19 protein-coding genes and 1 tRNA gene are annotated in these 23,476 nt (G+C 36.4%); 3 read left to right on the top strand and 17 right to left on the bottom strand.

The genetic code is table 11. The features are described from left to right. Positions 1 to 115: 115 nt before the first annotated feature. Both IGK70_RS02620 and rpoN read right to left on the bottom strand, forming a co-directional pair. Positions 116 to 1,993 (bottom strand): acyltransferase family protein, encoded by a 1,878-nt coding sequence (locus IGK70_RS02620; protein WP_104855826.1) that lies wholly within the window; start codon positions 1,991 to 1,993, stop codon positions 116 to 118. Between the two features lie 200 nt (positions 1,994 to 2,193). Next, positions 2,194 to 3,525, bottom strand: coding sequence for an RNA polymerase factor sigma-54 (gene rpoN, locus IGK70_RS02615; protein WP_002363213.1), 1,332 nt, complete (start codon positions 3,523 to 3,525; stop codon positions 2,194 to 2,196). Positions 3,526 to 3,583: 58 nt separating this feature from the next. Here rpoN and IGK70_RS02610 point away from each other — a divergent pair. Next, positions 3,584 to 3,655: transfer RNA gene (locus tag IGK70_RS02610), tRNA-Arg, on the top strand. 321 nt (positions 3,656 to 3,976) lie between these two features. On the opposite strand, the gene IGK70_RS02605 is transcribed toward IGK70_RS02610, so the two are convergent. From IGK70_RS02605 to IGK70_RS02575, 7 genes are all read right to left on the bottom strand, one after another. Further along, entirely contained in the window at positions 3,977 to 5,026 is a 1,050-nt protein-coding gene (locus IGK70_RS02605; protein WP_104855827.1) for a hypothetical protein, read from the bottom strand. A 450-nt stretch (positions 5,027 to 5,476) separates the two neighbouring features. Then, positions 5,477 to 5,677 carry a cold-shock protein gene (locus tag IGK70_RS02600; protein WP_002355647.1) on the bottom strand — a complete coding sequence of 67 codons (201 nt, stop codon included), beginning with the start codon at positions 5,675 to 5,677 and terminating at the stop codon, positions 5,477 to 5,479. Between the two features lie 233 nt (positions 5,678 to 5,910). Then, a complete protein-coding gene (locus IGK70_RS02595; protein ID WP_104855828.1) occupies positions 5,911 to 6,318 on the bottom strand; it encodes an NUDIX hydrolase in 408 nt (135 codons plus the stop codon). Between the two features lie 25 nt (positions 6,319 to 6,343). Then, positions 6,344 to 8,131 (bottom strand): glycerophosphoryl diester phosphodiesterase membrane domain-containing protein, encoded by a 1,788-nt coding sequence (locus IGK70_RS02590; protein ID WP_104855829.1) that lies wholly within the window; start codon positions 8,129 to 8,131, stop codon positions 6,344 to 6,346. Positions 8,132 to 8,160: 29 nt separating this feature from the next. Next, complete coding sequence (locus IGK70_RS02585) at positions 8,161 to 8,670, bottom strand: SA1002 family membrane protein (RefSeq protein WP_104855830.1); 510 nt, start codon at positions 8,668 to 8,670, stop codon at positions 8,161 to 8,163. Positions 8,671 to 8,843: 173 nt separating this feature from the next. Continuing rightward, positions 8,844 to 9,227 (bottom strand): bacteriocin, encoded by a 384-nt coding sequence (locus IGK70_RS02580; RefSeq protein WP_002358745.1) that lies wholly within the window; start codon positions 9,225 to 9,227, stop codon positions 8,844 to 8,846. A 24-nt stretch (positions 9,228 to 9,251) separates the two neighbouring features. Continuing rightward, positions 9,252 to 12,605, bottom strand: coding sequence for an isopeptide-forming domain-containing fimbrial protein (locus IGK70_RS02575; RefSeq protein ID WP_438775158.1), 3,354 nt, complete (start codon positions 12,603 to 12,605; stop codon positions 9,252 to 9,254). 464 nt (positions 12,606 to 13,069) lie between these two features. On the opposite strand from IGK70_RS02575, the gene IGK70_RS02570 reads away from it, so the two are divergent. Then, positions 13,070 to 13,474, top strand: coding sequence for a DUF1622 domain-containing protein (locus IGK70_RS02570; protein ID WP_002383026.1), 405 nt, complete (start codon positions 13,070 to 13,072; stop codon positions 13,472 to 13,474). Positions 13,475 to 13,493: 19 nt separating this feature from the next. Here the strand turns inward: IGK70_RS02570 and IGK70_RS02565 are convergent, their stop codons facing one another. Continuing rightward, positions 13,494 to 14,012 (bottom strand): hypothetical protein, encoded by a 519-nt coding sequence (locus IGK70_RS02565; protein WP_002355635.1) that lies wholly within the window; start codon positions 14,010 to 14,012, stop codon positions 13,494 to 13,496. 195 nt (positions 14,013 to 14,207) lie between these two features. On the opposite strand from IGK70_RS02565, the gene clpP reads away from it, so the two are divergent. Beyond that, positions 14,208 to 14,801 (top strand): ATP-dependent Clp endopeptidase proteolytic subunit ClpP, encoded by a 594-nt coding sequence (gene clpP, locus IGK70_RS02560; RefSeq protein WP_002355633.1) that lies wholly within the window; start codon positions 14,208 to 14,210, stop codon positions 14,799 to 14,801. 44 nt (positions 14,802 to 14,845) lie between these two features. Here the strand turns inward: clpP and IGK70_RS02555 are convergent, their stop codons facing one another. From IGK70_RS02555 to uvrA, 7 genes are all read right to left on the bottom strand, one after another. Next, entirely contained in the window at positions 14,846 to 15,364 is a 519-nt protein-coding gene (locus tag IGK70_RS02555; protein WP_002413649.1) for a DsbA family protein, read from the bottom strand. 113 nt (positions 15,365 to 15,477) lie between these two features. After that, positions 15,478 to 16,401 carry a DUF7916 family protein gene (locus IGK70_RS02550; protein ID WP_002358737.1) on the bottom strand — a complete coding sequence of 308 codons (924 nt, stop codon included), beginning with the start codon at positions 16,399 to 16,401 and terminating at the stop codon, positions 15,478 to 15,480. A 233-nt stretch (positions 16,402 to 16,634) separates the two neighbouring features. Then, positions 16,635 to 17,570 carry a DNA-binding protein WhiA gene (gene whiA, locus IGK70_RS02545; protein WP_002358736.1) on the bottom strand — a complete coding sequence of 312 codons (936 nt, stop codon included), beginning with the start codon at positions 17,568 to 17,570 and terminating at the stop codon, positions 16,635 to 16,637. A 33-nt stretch (positions 17,571 to 17,603) separates the two neighbouring features. After that, positions 17,604 to 18,599 carry a gluconeogenesis factor YvcK family protein gene (locus tag IGK70_RS02540; RefSeq protein WP_002355627.1) on the bottom strand — a complete coding sequence of 332 codons (996 nt, stop codon included), beginning with the start codon at positions 18,597 to 18,599 and terminating at the stop codon, positions 17,604 to 17,606. Next, the gene (rapZ, locus tag IGK70_RS02535; protein WP_002355625.1) at positions 18,599 to 19,486 is read right to left on the bottom strand and encodes an RNase adapter RapZ; all 888 of its coding nucleotides are present in this window, start codon (positions 19,484 to 19,486) and stop codon (positions 18,599 to 18,601) included. Before rapZ ends, IGK70_RS02540 begins: the two co-directional genes overlap by 1 nt. Positions 19,487 to 19,651: 165 nt before the next feature. Beyond that, positions 19,652 to 20,446, bottom strand: coding sequence for a YusW family protein (locus IGK70_RS02530; protein WP_002355621.1), 795 nt, complete (start codon positions 20,444 to 20,446; stop codon positions 19,652 to 19,654). A gap of 171 nt (positions 20,447 to 20,617) precedes the next feature. Beyond that, on the bottom strand, positions 20,618 to 23,437 hold the full coding sequence (gene uvrA, locus IGK70_RS02525; RefSeq protein WP_220421686.1) for an excinuclease ABC subunit UvrA: 2,820 nt from the start codon (positions 23,435 to 23,437) through the stop codon (positions 20,618 to 20,620). Between the last annotated feature and the right edge of the window lie 39 nt (positions 23,438 to 23,476).

Below are 23,476 nucleotides of genomic sequence, written 5' to 3'. Positions count from 1 at the left end.
CTATAAAAACGATGATTATTTATTTATCGTAACGTAAACACTATATTTTGTAAACGATTTCTTTATCTATAACAAAAAACTTCCAGCCCCTTTCATCTGAGCTGGAAGTTTCTTGCTACTGTAAAATTTTCTCCGCGATAAAGTGTGTATATTGCTCGCCGCCTGCCACATTTGGATGAACTCGGTCATCATAAAACCAATCATCATGGGCGTTACTATAATTAAACCAGTCAATGACCGTTAAGTTATCGTATTTTTTGTCCATTTGACTAAGTAAACTATTCACTTGATTTTGCCATCTTCTAGTTGGAACGCGAACATTAATCCAATAAACTTTTCGATTACCTAACGCTTTCATAAATTCATCAAATTGTGCCTCTGTAAAAGGACCATTTGTACCTAAACTCACTAAAACAGTATCTTTGAGCATTTTCTTTTTGTCTAGTTCACCAATTAGTGAAATGCTACTATACAATTGACGGCCCACTTCCCCATCGATAATCATTTTAGGGAAAATATCTTGTAACCCGCTAGCACCATCTAGAATAACAGAATCACCAATAGTTGTGATTTCTAAATTCTGCGCTTTTTTTACTTGCTCTGGTGTGAGTTGTGTGGGTAGAACGTCTTGGCTTTCACTCGGTTTTGTACTACTTTCTGTGGACGTGCTACTATTTTTCGTGCCACTTTCTTGGACTTCTTTTTTACGTTCTTCAATTTTTTGCTGATTTTTCGCAATATTTTTTTCTAGTTGCTCTTGTTGCGCACTTTTAGCGTTTGCTGGAGCCACAATTAAACCGAATACTGCAATAACGCTAATCACTGTCATAAAGGCCATTGTCCCTTTTTCACGAAGGTCCCACGGTTTCCGTAAGAACTCAGTGAATTGAGTCCAGACATCCTTATAAGACAATCGTGTCAGTGGATGTTCGATAAAACGATAAGACAATTCGCTCACGACTAAAATTAATGCTATTTCAACCAATGAATGTAGAAGAACATGGTCCGATAAGGTCTTAATTTTGGCCTCATAAAAAATCATGATTGGGAATTGATACAAGTAAATGCCATAACTCCGTTTACCTATCCACGTAAAGACTGGATTCGTTAACCAACGATTCATATCTGCCCCTGGATGTGCAGTGACGGCCACTAAAACAGTGGCTGCCAAACTAATTAAAAACATGCCGCCATAATAAACAAAATTTGTATGATCTGATAATGTTAAAAAGGCTAATACTAAAAGAATTAAGGCACTTAAACCAGCGCCATTTAAGATTTTTTTAGAGGCTTCTGGAATTTCTTCTTTCAAACGTGTGCTTGGCCAAACATACGCCAATGCACTACCTAGTAAAATAGAAAAAACACGTGTGTCTGTTCCATAATAGACACGTGTAGGATCTGCGCCAGGAACATATAAAACGGCCATCAACGTCACTGAAATTAAAGCGCCGATTAAAACTAAACTGAAAATTCGACCGCGCTTACGAACAAAGCGTTCCAGAAGAATAAAAAGTAATGGCCAAATTAAATAATTTTGCGCTTCAACTGCCAATGACCAAATATGTACAAATGGCGATTGTGTCGCAAATCCATCAAAATAAGAAAACCCTTTAAAAATTTGCCACCAGTTGTTGTAATAAAAAACACTACTAGCGACAACGCTGCGAATATTGTTTAATAAATCCTGCTGAAAGAGTGTAATATAACTAACTGCACTTAAAAGCATCACAATTAATGCTGGATACAGCCGTTTCATCCTTCGCACATAAAATCCTTTTAAATCAATGGTCTGATTTTCTGCCCATTCTTGCCGCAACAAGTCGTTAATAAGATAACCTGAAACAACAAAGAAAATCGGAACACCTAAGTAGCCACCTCGCATGACTTGGGGAAAAAGGTGATACAAAATCACGCCAATTACAGCGATCGTCCGAATGCCATCAAAACCTGTAATATAGCGTTTTTTCTTGCTATTTGCTGTCTGATTCATTTGTGCTTTCCAACTTTTCTATAAAATTATTCTTTTCCTTTATTTAAAGAAGCAAGTAACTTTAATATACGTTTTTTCCTAGGAAATGGCAAGCAAACTTTGTCTCCTTTAGGCTTTTTTTACAATTCAAAAAACCAACATTTTTTAAATTGTAAAAAAACAACCAAAGCTTATGAAAATCACTCATAAGCTTTGGTTGTTTACTCATATCGTTTTCGTTTAGATGAAGATGGAATCCCTAGGGCTTCACGATATTTTGCCACCGTTCGCCGGGATATTTCCATGCCTGAATCTTTTAATCGCTCGACTAATTTTTGATCAGATAACGGTTTACTTTTTACTTCTTCATCAATTAATTTTTGTAGTTGCTTTTTAACCATCGTTGTTGAGACATCCTCGCCATCTTCTTCTGATGAAAGAATACTTGTTGAGAAGAATGAGCGCAATTCAAAGACGCCAAACGTGGTTTCTAGATATTTTCCATTGACCGCACGACTAACTGTCGATTCATGAATAGACAAAGCATCCGCAATTTCTTTTAAAGTCATTGGTTTTAATGGCCGATCTGCTTCTAAAAAGAAGGCTTCTTGACGGCGCACAATTTCTTGCCCTACACGTAAAATTGTATCCCCCCGCTGATTCACTGCGCGCTCTAACCATTCAAATTCGTTTTTCTTATCCTTAATATATTCTTGGACTTCTTTGTCGTCAGTCTCTTGCATTCGTTTGAAATAATTTTCTTGAAAATTTAATGTCGGTCGACCAGCTTTGTTGGAAATCACCACTATTCGATCTTCCTTGATTCGGACAGTTAAATCTGGTCGAATATACAATTCCTCGGTCGCATCAAAAATATTCCCTGGCGCTGGCGATAACGTTTGTATATAATCAAAAATCAATTGAATTTCTGCTAATTCAATCCCAAATTTTTTAGCTAACGGGCCCCATTTACGACTCACTAAGGCATCAAACTCTTCCTCCAATAAAATATACGCTAAATTAGGCGCGGTATCGTCTCGTTCTGTTTGTAGCATCAAACATTCTTGTAAATTGCGTGCCCCCACACCTGCTGGATCTAGCTGTTGTAACAAAGTTAATGCATCTAGCATTTGAATGGCGCTTGCTTCGGTTTTCTCTGCCGCTTCTTCTAACGAAATCGTTAAATAACCATTCACATCTATATATTCTACTAAAAACAAAACCAATGTTCGCAAGTATGTATCGCGGTAATTCAAATGAATTTGATCAATTAAAGACTCAAATAATGATAAATGATAGTCTGGAATTTGATTCATATAATTATTTTCTTCGTCTTGATTGGTGTAAGAACGACTAGTTGTCGGAAAATCTGTGGTGTACTGCGTGTCTACTTGTAAATCAATCAATGGATTCTCTAATGCTTTCGCTTCAACAAAGGCAGCGAGTTCTTCCGTATTAAATTGTAAAATTTGAATGGATTGTTGAAGCTGTTGAGTCATGGCCAACTTCTGGACTTGTTTTTGTTGTTGGGACATTCGTTGCTCAAATTTCATTATTTTCGTCCTCCCTCTTGTAATTTTTGTCAATATCAGCTAAACTAGTATTCGTGCCGCGCCCTTAGTGTAGTGGATATCACGTAAGATTCCGGTTCTTGAGACGGGGGTTCGATTCCCTCAGGGCGCGTTATTCAATTACAGCGAATACTGATTTTAAGAGACATTTTCCTTTTGAAAATGTCTCTTTGCTTTTTCACCTTCTTCATTGTAGCCTATAATGGTACTTTTTTCTATCTACCATATAAAATTTCTAATTATTATAATTTTAAAAAATAATTGAAAAGACCAATAGAATCCTACTGAGTGCTAAAAAGAATTTTTACAATATAAATGGTATAAAAGTCAGTTAACCAGGTACATATTTTTGCTCCATAAACAAAAATGAGGACGAATTACCCTCAAGATAATTCGTCCTCATTCTTTTTATATACTTAAAATTGCCTACCTATTACATTTTATGCTCTCTTTCAGGATTTTTTACTAGGTTAGCTCCTAATAATCCAGTTAGAGAAGTAATAATTAAGCCAACGACCATTGCAACAAATCCCCAAATAGATGCTTTAGCTGTCGTATTTGACGCATCTTCTGCCGCTTGTCTTGCTTCATCGATTGATTCTTTCAAATCATCTTTAGCTTTATCTAAATTAGTACGCGCAGTGTCAATTTGTTTTTGGGCCTCATCACTGGCTGTTTTTAATTCATTGTAAATGTTATCTGTTGCTTGTTGTGCTTCTTCTTGAGATAAGTCGCTATTTTTAGCTACCGCATTCGCAATTGCGTTTTTATCTACGGAATCGCCAATTTTTTTCGCTTGGTCTTGTAAAGAATCCGCTGTAGAATCAAAAACTTTATCTGCATTTTTAGGATTTTTCACAATTTCTTTACCAGCATCTTTAATTTTATCCGTCGCTTCACTCATTTGATCTTTTAAATAATCTGGTTGAAGTTCTGGAACATCCGTATCTTTTAAATACTTATTTACATTGTTTTGTAGTTCTTGTGTATTGACCGTGCCAATTTCATCAGTTACTTTATCAAATCCTTTTGAAATCGCATCGCCAGTAGTAGAAGCAACTGATCCAACACTATCCCCTACACCAGAAGCTACATTTCCTAAAAGAGAACCGATTGCTGAAAATGCACTAACTGCTGTATAACTCACTAGAAGCATTACTACAATCATACTTGTTGCCCATGTTAAGAAGCCGTGCAATAAACCAATCCTTTTAGCCGCTACACCAGATACAAATCCTGCAGCCATCAGAGATAACACAATAGTAATAATCGTCCAAATAATAAGACCAGTCCCAACGCCATCTAAAGGATTACTTGATGTCGGTTTTAAAGTACCGAATCCAATCGCTGATCCAATAAGTCCAAGAGTCATAAAAATAGATAAAAATGTGATTACTCCAGCAAAAACTGCCCCCCAAGAGATATTGGTTCCTGCTTCATCATCTGTAAAATAAGATCTAAATCGTGTGTTTCTTTTTTCCATTTTATACACCCTCCTAATTTTAGTTACATTAAAAGTATATAATCTGTTATTTATTAACACAAATATTTTGATTTAATATAACACTACACTCTAATTAAAGTAATATTTTTTGAATTTTTATATAATCAAAACACAAAAAAACTGATAAATCCAACGTTTATTTTACCCGTATTTAATAATCACTCTCTTTTGAACGTCCAATAAATACTTCCACTAAAAAAAAACAGCAAAAGACATTTTCTATTTTTTTATTATTTATAAGATACACGTAGTTTACTACACACAATCATACTTTTTCATTTTTTATATGTCCTTTATTTACCACTGCCTACTACTATCGCTAAATTACTCCACAAATTTTAGATGTTTCACCTTTCATGGAAGAATTTTTTAGCTGCAGCCATTAGCTAAAAAAAAACGGACCAACACGTGGTCCGTTTTCATTCATTATTAAGCTTTTACGATGTTCGTTGCTTGTAAGCCGCGTGGACCTTCTTCAGTATCGAAAGTTACTGCTTGGCCTTCGTCTAAAGTTTTAAATCCATCTGATTGAATAGCTGAAAAATGTGCAAATACATCATTGCCATCTTCACCTGTAATAAATCCAAAACCTTTGTCTGCGTTAAACCATTTTACTGTACCGTTGTTCATATATATTTCCTCCTAGTGCATAAAAATATGCAAGTTATTGCAAAAAATGTTGAGTGGCAAAAGGAGAAGTATAGTTTTTAAATATATAACTCAAATTACTTATCAAAATTGATTACTTAATTACTATAACATATTTATTAGGAATAAACAATGCCCACGACTCTTCCTTGGACTTTCTAAAATAATCAAAGATGCGCTTGACAAAGCCCTAGCAAAAGACACTCCTATTCTCTCTATTTCCAGTTAGTTTTGTTTAACTTTAAATAATCGCTACGCGCCAAATAATCAAATAGCGGAGCTAATCCTGGTGAAAAATTTACTTCCTCAAACCGCTTAATAAATTGTACGCCTTTAATTTTATTTGGTTCGTTCAGCGTAACTTTTCCTTGGGCTTGTTTGGCAAAATAAAAATGTCCTTGCCAAACGATTGAATCAAAAACGAGTGGTCCAGTAAAAATTTCTTCAAGTTCAGTAATTTCCACTGCTAATTCTTCTTTAATTTCACGAATCGCACATTCCAGCGCTGATTCACCAAGTTCTTGTTTTCCGCCAGGGAAATTCCAAGTGTCTGGCCGATTTTTTAAAATAAGAATTTCATCTGATTGATTTTTAAGAAGTACTCGCGAAAATTCTTTTTTCATTTCGTTTAACCCTCTTCTTCATTTTTTATTGAGAAGCCACACTTGGCAGCATAAAAATATAATGCAAAATACGATCCGCATACGACGGATTTTTTTCAAAGTCATTGACTTCTTCATTGACTAACTCCAAATCATCGGTAATCACTCCAGCAACGTCCATAAAGAGCATTTTACTTAGTACCTCTGAGTCATTAACTGTCCAAGCATAAACTGCTTTTTTCTGTTGGTCAGCTTTTAAAATGAAGGTATCATTCAACGTAGTAGCTTCCATTGTATACAAATCAGCTTGTGTTTCTGGAAAAGTGAAATTATAGGGCAAAATAAAACTAACTTTTACTTTTGATTTGGCTTTTTTAAACGCTTTGATCACATTGTAGTCGAGAGATTGAACCTGATGGTTATTCTTTATCAAAGGACGTTCATATTTTTCAATAAAGTTGGAAAGCGCACCTTGACTATCTTGTTTAGACGTTTTAATTTCTACTAGTAATTTTTGTTTGGCTTGGTTTGCTTTCGCTAAATAATCATCAAAACTGGCAATTGGTGCTTCTTGGCCATTTTCTTTAACGGTCATTTTTGTTAATTCAGCCAACGTAAATTCTTGTGGCGTGCCATCAACGCTGGCGAGTTCTTTAAGGTTTGCATCATGCATCACAACAAATTGATGGTCTTTGGTTTCTTGAACATCAATTTCAATATAATCTGGTTTAAATTTAATGGTTCTTTCCATAGCAGGAATGGTATTTTGTACGCCATTACTATTGGTGACCCCTCGATGCGAAATAATCAAAGGTTTTGATTCTAATAGCCCTGTTAAGTAAACAGCGTTGAAAATTATATAGCCGCCAAAAATGGTGAATAGTCCTAGGCCCATTCCGATAGTCACTAATTTATTACGTTTCGTTTCTTTGTCAAAGGCAACTTTTGTCGTCGTTTCTACTTGAACATTTAATTGTGTATATAAGAAATTAATCAGTAATACTGAAAGCCAAGCATTAGAGACAAACTGTAAAAATTGGACAACCGTTAAATTTAAAATACCACCTAGCAAGCTAATGGTATCGCTCAAGGTATCTAACTTCAACTGTAGAAGATAAAGTAACACATAAATAACATACGTTGAAACAAATACCGCGATCGTCACAAATGCAATATTACGAATAATGAACCATAATCGTTTGTTTGTCATTGACCAACTAGCCTTAACTGCCTCGCCTGCTTTTTTTCTCTCCAAAATCATTAATGGAAGCGTGTAAATGAAACGAATAGCTAAATACCAGACTAATAACCCAAAAGCCAGTAGCCCCACCAAGTAAGGAATTCGTTGGGACAAAAATTCAACAATAAAATCTGGAATCACAAATTTCGTCAATAGATTACTTTGGAAAATTAGGTTTCCAAAAGGGACAATGACAACAAAATAACCGAAAAAGAACAACCACGAACGGGCACCTTGCTTTTTAAGAACTTTAAAAGATGCCTTGGTAACTCCTTTAAAATGAAAGCGATGGTCTTGCCGTATTTGAAAAATCCCTAATAATAAAAAGGTAAACTGATAAAAAACTGCACCTAAAAAAAGTAACAACAAGAGAATTAATAACACCAGAGCAAGCGGCTTTTCTAACAGTAAATTCAGGTTATTAAACGAAAGATAAGGAATACCTTGAGTTTTTAGTGCGTTGGAAGTAGCCCAACTAAAAGCCCCACCCACCAATAATAATAAAACATTTAAAGTAAAAAATAACCATAAGTACTGCAAGATGTCTTTAAAAAATTGCCTTGTTCCATTTTTAAATGTTTGCCAAGCAGACATACAAACTCCTCCATTCTAAAAGTATCTGATTAAAGTTCTTCCATACGAATCCTAAATAAAACAACGGCAATCCAAATTGAAATAAATGATGGCAAAATAACAATAATGATTGCGACTGGCTCATTAATAGTTCCTTGTAACGTATTTTTTACTTCTGAAGAAACAATAAACTGATCAAAAATCACTTGATAAATAGTAACATAAATCAATACCCATTGAATATAATATTCAATTATTTTCATTAAAGCGATGGGTAAAACAATTTTTTTCGTCGTTAAATTCAATAAAAAATATAATAAAAGACTCGTACTGATGATAACGACTATCCCTAAAAGAAATAACGACTCTAACTGCTCCCCTATTACGTTTGCAACGCCTATTGTTAATAATAAATACATAGCTACCGAAATTAAGATGCTCACACTTAGCATAACAGAAAACAAAAGTAATGCCTTAAGAAAAAGCCACTTATCAACTCTTTTATTTCCAATCAATAAACCTAAAAGAATCACCGACAAAAGTAAAATCAATTCAATCATTCGTTCCTCCTTTCAAAACAAATGAAAATAAATTCATATGTTTGCGTTTATTTTATCAAACCAAAATGGATTTGTAAAACATTTCACATGTTATTTAATAAACGACTATTACTAGAAAAAAGACAAGGCAAGCTTCCTTTATTTAGGAAACTTGTCTTGTCTTTTTATTCTTTTTATTTCGTTATTTTTTGATAGTTTGCGAATAATTGATTCGCATCTCCTTCTCCATCAATTTTCTTGAGATGGCCGTTATCTATTTTAAACATAGATGGCACATGTAAAACTTTATTTTCTCGGATAAATGTTGACCATTCCTTCATGGTCTCTTTGTTGGTTAATTCTACATAGTAAACCTGTTTAGGTGCTTGTAATAGTTTCTCGAAATCCTGACAATCTGAACAGTTTTTCTTTTTTAAAACAACATAAAATGTTTCGCCAGAGTGTTTTTTTTCTTGATACTCATTGAAACTTAATTCCTTTTTATGCGGAATAAATGTAAAACCTACCAACAAACTAAGTAACAAAATTAACAGACTGAACGAAATTTTTTTATTCATGTTTTTTCTTCCTTTTTAGTTTGTCTAATTTTTTCTTTTTTTATTTTTTGTTATGCCAAAGCTAATAGCCACTATAAGGACAATTAAACCTGCGATCATGTAAAGTGGATTTACTGTTGTATTAGTCATTGGTAAATGAATTCCTTTACTTGCTGATTTTCCAAAATTGACTGGGTTCGTTGGCGCTTGATGATTTGTAGGCGTCAATGGTTTCTTCGGTTTTAGCGGTTGTTTAGGTTCAGGTTTTTTTGGATCTTCTGGTGTTGGCGCAGGCGGCGTTACGGTTGGTTTGTTGGAATGTAACACGTCCCCTTCGTTGCCAAAGTTTAAGTCCGCTTGGTTGGGAATCCCACCTTGTTCAATATAAGGCGCTAATTCTTCGTCCGTTGCGTCAGTTTTAATTTTAGTGGTGATAGTCATTGTGTATGTGTGACCAGCTAAGTAGGTATAACTGTCGTCTTTTTTATTCATTTCAAAAGTTACTTTGTTATTTTCTTGTATTACTTTGCCATTGGCTGTAACATCTTTACCATTTTCATCAGTAACTTCCATGTCTGTAATGTCCAATAATTGGTTAATATCATCCACCATGCTGGCTTGGGTCCAAGTGCTTGTTTCATTACCGAAAGCTGCTTTGACGTTCCATTTAAATTCTTGGTCGCGGTTGGTTAGATCTAAATGTTCTTGGCCTTCGACGTCTTTAGTAATATTTGGATCTACTGTCGGCGGTGTTACGGTTGGTTTGTTGGAGTGTAACACGTCCCCTTCGTTGCCAAAGTTTAAGTCGGCTTGGTTGGGAATCCCACCTTGTTGGATATAAGGGGCTAATTCTTCGTCCGTTGCGTCAGCTTTAATTTTGGTTGTAATGGTCATGGTATAGGTATGTCCAGCTAAGTATGAGTAGCTGTCATCTTTTTTGTTCATTTCAAAAGTTACTCTGTTATTTTCTTGTGTTACTGTGCCATTGGCTGTAACATCTTTGCCATTTTCATCAGTGACTTTCACATCAATGATGTCTAACACTTTATTAATGTCATCTACCATGCTGGCTTGGGTCCAAGTGCTTGTTTCGTTGCCGAAAGCTGCTTTGACGTTCCATTTAAATTCTTGGTCGCGGTTGGTTAGATCTAAATGTTCTTGACCTTCTACATCTTTTGTAATCGTTGGATCAACTGGCGGTGGTGTTACGGTTGGTTTGTTGGAGTGTAACACGTCTCCTTCATTGCCAAAGTTCAAGTCGGCTTGGTTGGGAATCCCACCTTGTTCAATATAAGGAGCTAATTCTTCGTCCGTTGCGTCAGCTTTAATTTTGGTTGTAATGGTCATTGTGTACGTATGACCACTCAAATAGGCATAACTGTCTGCTTGTTTGTTCATTTCAAAAGTTACTTTGTTATTTTCTTGCGCTACTTTGCCGTTAGTTGTAACATCTTTGCCAGTTTCGTCAGTGACCTTCACGTCTGTAATGTCCAATAATTGGTTAATATCATCCACCATGCTGGCTTGGGTCCAAGTGCTTGTTTCATTACCAAAAGCTGCTTTGACGTTCCATTTGAATGCTTGGTCACGATTAGTTAAGTCTAAATGTTCTTGGCCTTCGATATCTTTTGTAATCGTTGGATCAACTGGCGGCGGTGTTACGGTTGGTTTGTTGGAGTGTAACACGTCTCCTTCATTGCCAAAGTTCAAGTCGGCTTGGTTGGGAATCCCACCTTGTTCAATATAAGGGGCTAATTCTTCGTCCGTTGCGTCAGCTTTAATTTTGGTTGTAATGGTCATTGTGTATGTGTGACCAGCTAGGTAGGCATAACTATCGTCTTGCTTATTTATTTTAAAAACAATGTTATTGTTATCAGTATTTAATGTTCCTTCAGCTGTTACATCTGTTCCATTTTCATCGGTGACAACGACTTTTTGAATATCTAACAATGAATTAATGTCATCTGTAATACTTGCTTGGGTCCAATCGTTTGTTTGATTACCAAAATCAGCTTTTACATGCCAATCAAAGGAATCATCCCGATTCGTTAAATCTAAATGTTCTTGATTTTCAATATCCTTAGTAATTTCTGGATCTTCTGGCGTCACATCACAGTCATGGGCATGGTCATTTTTAGGAATGGTTGCTTCAGGAAAGTCTTTAGCTACCTCACCTTGAGTCATTGATCCTGAGCTAACTACTGTATCGGCATCAATTGCTGTATTTTCTTTAACAGTATAATGAATGGTAATATTCCCCACATAGCCTGCTACACTGACAGCTGAAATGGTTTGTCCGTTAATTTGAACAGGCACATCATTTCCGGCATCATCCGTAGCCGTTGCTGATTGGATGTCAAATTGATCAGCAACTGTTAGCGAGGCATTAGCTGGCGCTGGTTGTCCCACACGATCTTGGACAATTTGTTTTAATTGTGCTGTAAAATCATCAATAGATTGGCTAGTAATAAAATCTTCTGGTGTGCTGGCACCTTTTTGTAGCTCTTGTTTTACAAAAGGACCAACTTCTGATTGGTATTTATCAAAATAAGAATTAACTGAACTTAAAGAATCGACACTTTCCCAAAAGGCATTAATCATTTCATACCCTTCATTTGTAACTTCTTGATTCAACGCCAAAACTTCTTCTGCAGCACCTTGATAATCATTACTATATTCTACAGATATATATTTATTAGCTCCCCAAGTACCTGGTTGATGTTTTGAATCTGGATATTCATTAATTTTATCATTTGTATTTGTTTTGTGTAAGTAACCATCTAATCGAGTATTAGCAACTCCATCCGTTACTAATAAAAAATAAGTTTTTCGATTTGTTAAATCACCATGTGTCGCATTATATTCATCTAAGGCTAATTTCATACCTTGCGCAGTCGGTGTTCCACCATAAGTCCGAACATCTCCAAAATTTGACACAAATTGACTTTTATCAAATGTTAATGGTGTATTTACGCGAACATTTAACTCTTTGTCTCCGTCATTGATTTTTGTCGTTCCATCAGGAAACATAAATTGGCGCCCACCACGATAAGAAGCAAGCATGACACGATCTTTGTCTGTTAAACCTTGAACCACTTCATCAATCGCTTGTCTTACATGTGGAAAATTATCTGAAAAACTACCACTGGCATCTTCAACAACCACTAAATCAACCGGTTCCGTTTCACCCGCTTGAACTGGGAAAGCAGCTTGTCCTTCCAATATCCGTTTACAGTCAGCCAAACTGTCGTCTTTCACTTTCACCGTATTGGTCATTCCTTCTGTATCTCCTGCTTTAACCACTCCTTCGGCTAAAGCCAACGTGGGACTGAAATTTCCCACAACTGTTCCAGCGACAATCACCATTGTCGATAATAATTTCGTTGCTTTCTTAAACATTTTAATCCTCCCTATTTTCTTTCGCTAGTGTTTGGGACACTTGCTTCTCTTTACTTCAACTACAGCTCCTTAAATCTTTCATCAAGTCGATGTGTCTCCTTGCTTTTGTGACACATCTCTTACTCAATTTCTGATTCTATCACCTTTAAAGGCTAAAACTTGGCAGTATTCGGCTCTTGAAAACGTAAAATTTGTCTTTTAAAAATTAATGAAAAGACTATCCACTGACAAAGTTGGTTTTCACTTACTTTTTGCTACTTGATTCCTTTTAAGACTCTTTTTTTACACAAAAAAAGTAAAAGAACCTTTACAGTCCTTTTACTTAATTGTTAGATGCTATTCATAATTTTCTTAGTTTTGTTCTATAAGCTGAATAGTTTAGCCCGTTTATTTCAACAATATTTGACGTTAGTCAGCCGTTTCGTTATAGTTAAAGAAAAGGCTTTTTGGCAGGAGTGAATACGATGAATGAGTGGCCCCATCAGTTAATGACGCTTTTAACCCCACTTTTTGAGCTATGTATTTTAGGACTGAATGTTTTTTCGATTATTGTTTTAGTTTGGGGTGTTTGTTTAGCAGGAAAAGATTTCATTAAAAGTGAACGACAAAATCAAAGCCGCTTTACCTTAACCAAAATGAATACGTTCATCAAAAACTTCCTTGGTAGCTACATTCTGTTAAGTTTAGAAATTTTAATTGCAGCTGATATTATTGAATCCATTGTCAAACCAACTTTTCAAGATATTTTGAAATTGGCAACCTTGGTAATCATTCGTACAGTTATTTCTTATTTCTTACATAAAGAAATTGAAGACACTATGACCGATATGGAACAACAAGAAAAAGAACCAGATACCCCAAAAAATTAGCGGGTACGCTGGTTCTTTTTTATTTAATCGCTTTAAAATAATGAAGTGGTTCGTTAGACAAACGCTGCATTTTACGTTTTTTATCTTCAATAATTGCTAAAATCTCGTCTGAAAAATTTTCTAAAATAACACGGCCGCCTTTATAGGTGTGACCACCCATTTCAGCAACTTCGCTGGCCGTCAAAATGACTTTACGATGCGCAATTTTTTTGAAAAATTCTTCAATTAAGTACGTCGGTAAGTAAAAATTATTTTGAGCAGAAAATGATTCCAAATAAATAAAATCATCGATGCTGATGAAACAATCATCCATCGATAAGTATTCAATTGATCTGTCTATATATAATTCACGCTTTTGTAAAATTTCTTTGACTTTTTTATTTAATAAATTCAATGATTCAATTTCTTTAACCAAATGTTCTAGTTCACGATAACGTACTTCTTTTCGCTCTTTGTAAGATGAATGTAAGGCGGCACTTGCTGTGACTATTAGCGCACCGACGATTACACCGACCATTCCGGCGATAAAAACAAACATATTTTTCCCCTCGCTCTTTTCTAATTTTCCATTTTAGTATAACATAATCCAAAAGTTTCGGATAAAAAATGACACAAAATTTTTCAAGCGACTTCGTTGACCTTTATTGACCAAAGAGGTATACTTTTCATAGGCATTCAAAGTGCTTTGTGATAGAATGACTTTAAAAGTTTCTTTATATAGGAGGATTTACTTATGAATTTAATTCCAACAGTTATTGAACAATCATCTCGCGGTGAACGTGCTTATGACATTTATTCTCGTTTATTAAAAGACCGCATCATTATGCTAAGCGGCCCTATCGATGATAACGTGGCAAACTCAGTGATTGCACAGTTATTATTCTTAGATGCCCAAGATTCAGAAAAAGACATTTACTTGTACATTAACTCTCCTGGTGGTAGCGTTTCTGCAGGTTTAGCGATTTTCGATACCATGAATTTCGTTAAAGCGGATGTCCAAACGATCGTATTAGGAATGGCAGCTTCAATGGGTAGCTTCTTATTAACAGCTGGTCAAAAAGGCAAACGTTTCGCTTTACCAAATGCGGAAATCATGATTCACCAACCACTTGGTGGCGCTCAAGGGCAAGCAACAGAAATTGAAATTGCTGCTCGTCACATTTTAGACACTCGTCAACGTTTAAATTCAATTTTAGCTGAACGAACTGGCCAACCAATTGAAGTGATTGAACGTGATACCGATCGTGATAACTATATGACTGCCGAACAAGCAAAAGAATATGGTTTAATCGATGAAGTAATGGAAAATAGTAGCGCCTTAAATTAAAAATAAAAAAATGGAAACAGCGACAGTCGCTGTTTCCATTTTTTTTATTTTTCAATGTATCCGCGTAATTCTTCTTCAGTGACACTTTCGTCAAAGATATGCTCACCAATGATGATCGTTGGTACAAATTGAATGTGCGCCGCATTGGCTTCAGCAATCACTGCGGAAACAAGCGTTGCATCTTTTTGTTCTTTTAAGCCCAGATTTTTTTCAGCATACGTCGCTACTTCTTCTAAGGTTAAGTTTCCCCATTCATCTTGCGTAGCAAACATTTTATGCAATGCTGACAGCGCTTGTTCAGGCGCTGAATAGTCAATGTAGTGATGCATCACATTGCCGCGTTGTAAACTTTCTTTTTCTTTATCAAACAACTTAATGATACGTTCAACTTTACCACTTTTGACAGATTGTGCTAACAGTTCCTCAGACTCTTCAAACCATTTTCTGCAATAAGGACAGCGAACATTGATAAATTCTATCATTTTGACAGGGGCATTGCGCTCACCAATGTGAAGCCCTGTTTCTGTGTTAACTTTTGTTGCATCAATTACTGAAATATCCATAAAAAAACCTCATCCTTTCAAACCTTTATTTCTCTTTTAGTATACCGTTTTTCAATAAAAAAATCATAAGACACGAATTCAAATTTTCTGAATTCGTGCCTCTGTTCACTTTTTTAACGATTAATCGAACGAGCCATTCTAGCAACAGTATGTCTTTTCCCACGTATCGCATCAGAAAGCTCTTTAATATTTTCAATACCAACTAAGCCCATATTGGCATCGCCAATATGTTGAATATCTACGCCTAAAATTTTATTTCTAATGCCGATTGCTTGGATAACTTCAGGTTGAGCACTTTCTTGTGAAGTTCCAATGGCACTCATAACTAATTTTCCTTTTGAATGTGCAAAATCCACAACTTCTTTGACTTGTTGATCATCAATGCCCCAAACCGTGCCGACTGCTGGGACTAAGACAATATCAGCGCCCGCTTCAATAAATTGTTCAGCTGATTTTAAACTGACCACTGGTTCATCTACGCCTGAACTGTGCATTTTTCCGGCAATAATGATACCGTCAAAATGTTTTTTGGCTAAGGCCACGTTCTTAGCAATCAAGTCGTTGGTCACGCCAGTTCCTGGATTACCTGTCAATAAGATAAAATCCAAACCCAGTTCATTGGCTTTTTTGAAAGTAGCTGCTGATGCTTTTCTACCTGGTTCGATCGAAACTCTCGTTGAAGCTAAGTCTAAATTTTCATCAACAGGTTCGACATTCATGCCAATCGGTAAACCGACTAGTTCTTTCAAACGATGAACAACCTCATCATTAGGGACACATGTTTCCGCAGTATATTGCCCTTCATAAGCGGCTACTACAATCGGTTGATTAACATCGAAAACATTCAATAAAATCATGTCTGCGCCATATGCTTTTGACATTTCCGCACAAGTGATATCACCTGCTACGGATGGATGAACTACCACATTTTCCGATAAAATTACGCGCCCTTCGCTCGCTTTAATACTCTGAAACAGCTCTTCTTTTGACATCCGTTTGATTTCTGATGCATTTGCACTAATTAATCGTTGAACCATTTTGACCCCTCCAATAGTTTTTAATGTTTTAGTTAAAAACAGCAATAAGTAATCGCTTGCATTTTATTACATGCAACATTCGTGCCAACGTCCTTTCTTTAAACCACAGGTCAACACTACATTTCAGTGCTACACACTTTTTGCACACTTTAATTTTTTTTACACGCTTAAAGAAAAAGTGAAGGATAGCACTTCAAACGGAAATGTTATTCTTCACTTCTGGAGCAGAAAAGTTACGCACTTTTTTCTCGTAATTTTTCTGCAAATTCATTAATTTTGCGAATACGATGATTAATACCTGACTTAGAAATAGCTCCTGAAGGAATCATTTCCCCTAGTTCTTTGAGACTAACTTCCGGATACTCTAACCGTAATTCTGCGATTTCCTGAAGTTTCTCCGGTAATGACGTCAGCCCTACTGTACTTTCAATAAATTGAATATTTTCAATTTGTTTTGAAGCCGCATCAATGGTTTTATTTAAATTCGCTGTTTCGCAATTCACTAAACGATTTACTGAATTCCGCATATCACGGACAATCCGGACATCTTCAAATTTCAACATAGAGTTCGTGGCACCAATTAATGTTAAAAAGTCGGCAATTTTTTCAGCACCTTTTAAATAACAAATATACCCATTTCGGCGTCCCAATGTTCGAGCGTTTAAGTCATAGTAATTCAACATCTTACAAATATCATTATTGTGTTCTTCATAAATTGAAAAAATTTCTAAATGATAGCGACTTGTTTCCGGATTATTAACTGAGCCAGAAGCCATAAAGGCCCCGCGTAAATAGGAACGCATTTTTTGCGCGTTACCCATGATTTCATTTGACACATTGCCATTAAAAACGACCCCATCCATAATATCCAAATCAGCTAGAATTTTTTGTGTATCTTGTTTTAGACGCACAATGTAAACATTATTTTTCTTTAGTTTCATTTTTTTACGAACTAATAATTCTGCTTGTGCATGGTAATGATCTTTCAGCAATGAATACATTCGACGAGCAATTGCAGCATTTTCCGTTTGTACATTCAAGACAAACTGTTGATTAACTAAGCTAAGTGAGCCGTTCATCCGAATTAATGCTGCTAATTCTGCTTTCGCGTGTTCTCGATGGACTTCTAAACCAGTTAACTCTTTTTTGACATCCGAGGCAAAAGACATCTAAGCTCCTCCTCTCTTGATTCTTTTGATTAATTAATATTTCGTTCCAAATACGATACGGAAAAGTTCTTCAACAACTTTTTCCCCATCATGAAAAACTCCGCCATCTCTTAATTCTAAAAAGTCTGTCGAAATGACTCGGCATCCTTCTTCACGTAATCCTTGAAAATCATGCTTTACTTGAACCAAATATTCATCATAAATTTCAGGATCCATGTAATTTTCTGGTACTTTTTCTGTATTAACCAGCACTGTATCAACAAACTGCGCTTGTAGATGTTCGTTTAAGACACGAACATGATCTGCATCCGTAAAATGTTCCGTTTCCCCTTTTTGGGTCATGATGTTACAAATATAGACTACTTCCGCTGCCGTTTGTTTGATGGCTTCACCAATTTCTGTAATAACTAAATTAGGTAAAATACTTGTAAAAAGACTCCCTGGTCCTAACACGACCATGTCTGCTTCTTCAATTGCTTTGACGACTTTGCGCGCAGCTCTTGGCTGTTCTTCTCCGTGTGTATTTGTTACAAACACATGGTCAATCGTCTTGCGATCCAGTGCAATTTTTGATTCTCCCACCGCCACTGAGCCATCTTTAAATACGGCATGTAACGTTAATGGCCGTTCTGATGATGGATAAATCCGTCCATCAACATGCATCATTTTTGAAAGCAATTGAATCGCTTCATACGTACTTCCCCTCATTTCTGAGACAGCAGCAATGATTAAATTACCGATTGCATGATTGGCAAAATGACTATCTGATTTATCAAAACGATATTGAAAAATATCTTCATATAATTGTGGCATATCTGACAATGCCACTAAAACATTTCTTAAATCTCCCGGAGGTGTCATGTTATTAATAGAGGAACGAAGCTCGCCACTACTACCGCCGTCATCAGCGACCGTTACGACGGCAGTAATATCAACACTTTGATTTCTTAAACTTTTTAAAATTACTGGCAAGCCTGTTCCACCACCAACAACCACAATCTTCGGTTTACGAATTCGATAGGTTTTCATTAAGAGCGATTAACCGTTTCTTTTCTTTTTAAGCGGTCGCGGTGGGTAATATTTACATGGTAATCTTCCTCTTTTAATTCAGCGCCAACACGTTCTGTCAATGCGACAGAGCGATGTTGTCCGCCAGTACAGCCAATTGCAATGGTGACGCTACTTTTACCTTCTTTTTTATATCCAGGTAAGACTGTTCGCAGTAAATCGATAAATTTGGTATAAAATTCATCTGTTTCTGGGAAGCCCATCACATAATCATAAACAGGTTGATCCATTCCAGTTAACGGTCGTAGTTCATCAATATAATGGGGATTAGGTAAAAAGCGAACATCCATAACGATATCTGCATCAATCGGCAACCCATATTTAAAGCCGAAGGACACCATTTCCACTCGAAATTCGTGTGTCTCTCTCGTTGCTAGTTCTTTATTCAAACGTTCCCGCAATTGACGAGGGGACAAGTCCGTGGTATCAATAACCAACTGAGCATCCGCCTTGATTTCTTCCAGCATTGCACGTTCTTTACGAATACCTTCTGTCACTAAACCATCCATCGCCATTGGATGCGCACGCCGTGTCTCTTTATAACGAGAAACTAACTCTTCATCGGTGGCATCTAAAAATAAAATCGTTGTATCAATAAAATTAGTATTTTCAAGTTCGACTAACATATCCTGAATTTCTCTAAAGAAGGTCCGTGAACGTAAATCGATCACTAACGCAATCTTGGTAACTTTTCCAGATTCTTTAATTAATTCCCAAAATTTTGGGATTAAGCTTGGTGGTAAATTGTCGATACAGAAATAGCCCATGTCTTCAAAGCTTTGAACAGCGACTGTTTTTCCAGCGCCACTCATTCCTGTAATAATAACCAGTTGTAAATTTTCTGGCATATTCAACACTCCCTTCACTTGCATCACTATATTATAACACCCCGGGCGTATCAAAGAAAGCTTTTCAATCATTCTTATAAAGATTTCTATTCTTTCATAGAAAAACAGCATTGACATTTTTGTCAACGCTGTTTTAATTGCTGAATTATACTATATAACTGTGTGTTATTTTAATACAAACTCAATTTCTGTTTTATCAGTAAAATTAGCTTCAAACTCAAATTGTTTTACTTGTTCATTCACGGCTAACTTTTTCGTAATGTGTTCTTTAATTTGTTCATTTGTAGCTGTTTTGATTGACAATCCATCTAAAAGAGTCATGATTTTGTCTTGTGCTGCCTTACCTTCTAATTCTAAATCAGCAGATTCATCTTCATACGTTGCTTCAATTGTTCCGTTCGATTTTATTTCATAGGTGAACTCAATTTCATTTTTGTCGTATTCGATTTCTACATCAATCTCTTGAAGACTGGCAACAGTCGGTGTCGGTGTGGTTAGTTCATTGTCTGCTGTTTCATGGTCCCCACCAACTTCAGGAGTTACAGTTTCCCACTTAAAGGTACCAATTTTAGCTGTTGCTAGATAGGGATTATTAATGGTAATGACTTTCAATTGAAGGTCTGAATGGTTGGCGATATCTGTTAAAATCCCCAGAGCCTGATATGTATTTTGTGTAAAACGTGTCGCAATATTTTGCGCATCAATTGTGGAATAGCCTAATGTTTCCCAGGTGATTTGTTGCTTTAATTCCTGATGAACGGCTTGTACTGTCGCCGGCTCCAATTGAATGCCCGTTGCTTCTTTTAAGTCTTTCTTGGTAAAACTCATTACTTTTTCATGGTCTGATTGTGAAATTAAAGTAGCTGCTTCCATTGTGTTACTATGTACAAAAGGTGTGATTCCGATAGCTAAGACCATTCCTGCTGTTAATAAACTTGTTGTTATTTTTTTGTTTTTCATTTAAGACTTCCCTTCGTGTTCATTGTTATTTTGTTAACAAACATAGTATATCTTTTAATTACACATTAAGTCAACATTTATTTTTAATTTTTATTAAAAAATATTTGTTATTTTATAATAAAAGAACCTTGTTTCCCATAAAAACAAGGTTCTTTATCTAATCATTAATGTTTATTTCAGAACACGTTTTAAATAATATCCTGTGTAACTGTCTTTGATTTTAGCAACTTCTTCTGGTGTTCCTGTCGCCACGATCGTCCCACCACCGTCGCCACCTTCTGGCCCTAGATCAATCACATGATCCGCAGATTTGATGACATCCAAGTTATGTTCAATCACTAAAACGGTATTGCCCGCTTCCACTAAACGCTCTAATACTAGAAGCAACCGCGCAATATCATCGGTATGCAAGCCTGTTGTTGGTTCATCCAGAATATAAAAGTTTTTCCCATTAGAATTTTTATGAAGTTCACTCGCTAGCTTCATCCGCTGTGCTTCCCCACCAGATAAAGTAGTTGCTGGCTGCCCCAATGTCACATAGCCTAAGCCTACATCCACAATTGTTTGCAATTTACGATGAATTTTAGGGATATGTTTGAAAAATTCTACGGCATCTTCCACCGTCATATCTAAAATATCAGAAATGTTTTTGCCTTTATAATGAACTTCTAACGTCTCAGAATTATAACGTTTGCCATGACAAACTTCGCAAGGCACATAGACATCAGGTAAAAAGTGCATTTCAATTTTGATGATACCGTCCCCGCGACAAGCCTCACAACGGCCACCTTTGACGTTAAAACTAAAGCGACCTTTTTTATAGCCACGAACCTTGGCTTCATTTGTTTGGGCAAACAAATCGCGAATGTCATCAAAAACACTAGTATAAGTCGCCGGATTACTTCTTGGTGTTCGACCAATTGGACTTTGGTCAATGTCAACAATCTTTTCAATAGCTTCATAACCAGTGATACTTTTGTGTTTCCCAGGTTTATTGGAATTACGATTTAATTTTTGGGCCAGTGCTTTTTTCAAAATTTGATTGACTAAAGTACTTTTCCCTGAACCTGAAACGCCTGTGACAGCAACAAATTCACCCAGCGGAAATTCAACACTGACATTTTTCAAATTATTTTCACTAGCACCAGTGACTTTGATCGCTTTGCCATTGCCTTTGCGACGTTCTTTTGGCACAGGAATCACTTTTTTCCCAGAAAGATATTGCCCGGTCAATGAATGCGGATTTTTAGCAACCTCTTCCGGCGTACCAGCGGCTACAATTTCACCGCCCAGATGTCCAGCGCCAGGCCCCACATCAATCAAGTAATCCGAAGCCATCATTGTATCTTCATCATGTTCCACCACAATTAATGTATTGCCTAAGTCCCGCATTTTTTTCAATGAGTCAATCAAGCGGTCGTTATCTCGTTGATGCAAACCAATTGATGGTTCATCTAAAATGTAAAGGACGCCTGATAAGTTTGATCCAATTTGTGTTGCTAAGCGAATTCTTTGTGCTTCTCCGCCAGAAAGTGTGCCGGCAGCTCGACTTAAGGTTAAGTAATCTAACCCGACATTTTTTAAGAAGGTTAACCGATCTTCGACTTCTTTTAAAATTGGCCGAGCAATCGTTGTTTCTTGTTCAGATAAAGACACACCTTCAAAAAATTGGACCGCATTTTTTATTGCTAATTCACTGACTTCACCAATGTGCGTGCCATTGATTTTTACAGCTAAAGCTTGCGGATTCAAACGATACCCTTGACAGCTTCGACAAGTCAATTCTGTCATGTATAACCGCATTTGATCTCGTGTAAAATCGCTATTTGTTTCATGATAACGTCGTTTAATATTTTTTAAAATCCCTTCAAATGGTACTCCCACATCACGAACACCACCAAAGTCATTTTCATAATGAAAATGAAAGTTTTTCTCGCCAGAACCATTTAAAATAATTTCTTGTTGGTCTGCAGGTAATTCTTCAAACGGCGTATCCATATCAATCCCAAAACTGGTGGCTGCTTGTTCCAACATTTGTGGATAATATTGAGAACTAATAGGGTTCCACGGAACAATGGCTCCTTCTCTCAAGGTTTTAGTGGGATCTGGAATCACTAAGTCTTTGTCCACTTCTAATTTAACACCTAAACCATCACAATCGGGACAAGCGCCAAATGGTGCATTAAATGAAAACAAGCGCGGTTCCAATTCACCGACTGTGAACCCACAATAAGGACAAGCATAATGTTCACTAAACAACATCTCTTCTTGACCAATCACATCAACAATTGCGTAACCTTCAGCTAAACGTAAAGCCGCTTCAAACGAATCAAACAAGCGAGAGCGAATACCTTCTTTCACAACGATACGGTCAATCACAATCGCAATATCATGTTTTTTATTTTTTTCAAGTTCTGGTGCCTCACTAACATCATAGGTTTCACCATCCACCCGCATTCTGACATACCCTTCACGTTGGATCATTTCAAACACTTTTTTATGTTGGCCTTTTTTCTTGACCACAACAGGCGCCAAAATTTGAATTTTTGTTCGCTCTGGTAGCTCTAAGACTTTATCAACCATCTGTTCAACAGACTGACTGGTAATTTCAATATGATCATTAGGACAAATTGGATGACCTACCCGAGCAAATAACAATCGTAAATAATCATTGATTTCCGTTACCGTCCCCACCGTTGAGCGCGGGTTTTTACTTGTCGTCTTTTGATCAATTGAAATAGCTGGACTTAAACCATCGATGCTGTCAACATCTGGTTTATCCATCTGTCCCAAAAATTGTCGCGCATAAGCAGAGAGACTCTCTACATAACGTCGTTGCCCTTCTGCGTAAAGCGTATCAAACGCTAATGAACTTTTGCCAGAACCAGATAGTCCAGTTACAACAACCATTTTGTCACGAGGAATCGTGACATCAATATTTTTTAAGTTATGGGCGCGTGCACCATGAATCACAATTTTATCATTTGCCATATATGTTCTCCTTTTACTAAATCTCTTACGTCAAATCAT

It is taken from the genome of Enterococcus sp. DIV0358 (genome assembly GCF_051713465.1).
GTDB lineage: Bacteria > Bacillota > Bacilli > Lactobacillales > Enterococcaceae > Enterococcus > Enterococcus faecalis.
The sequence above is the reverse complement of the archived record's forward strand: the minus strand, read 5'-3'. Positions and strand labels throughout refer to the sequence as shown.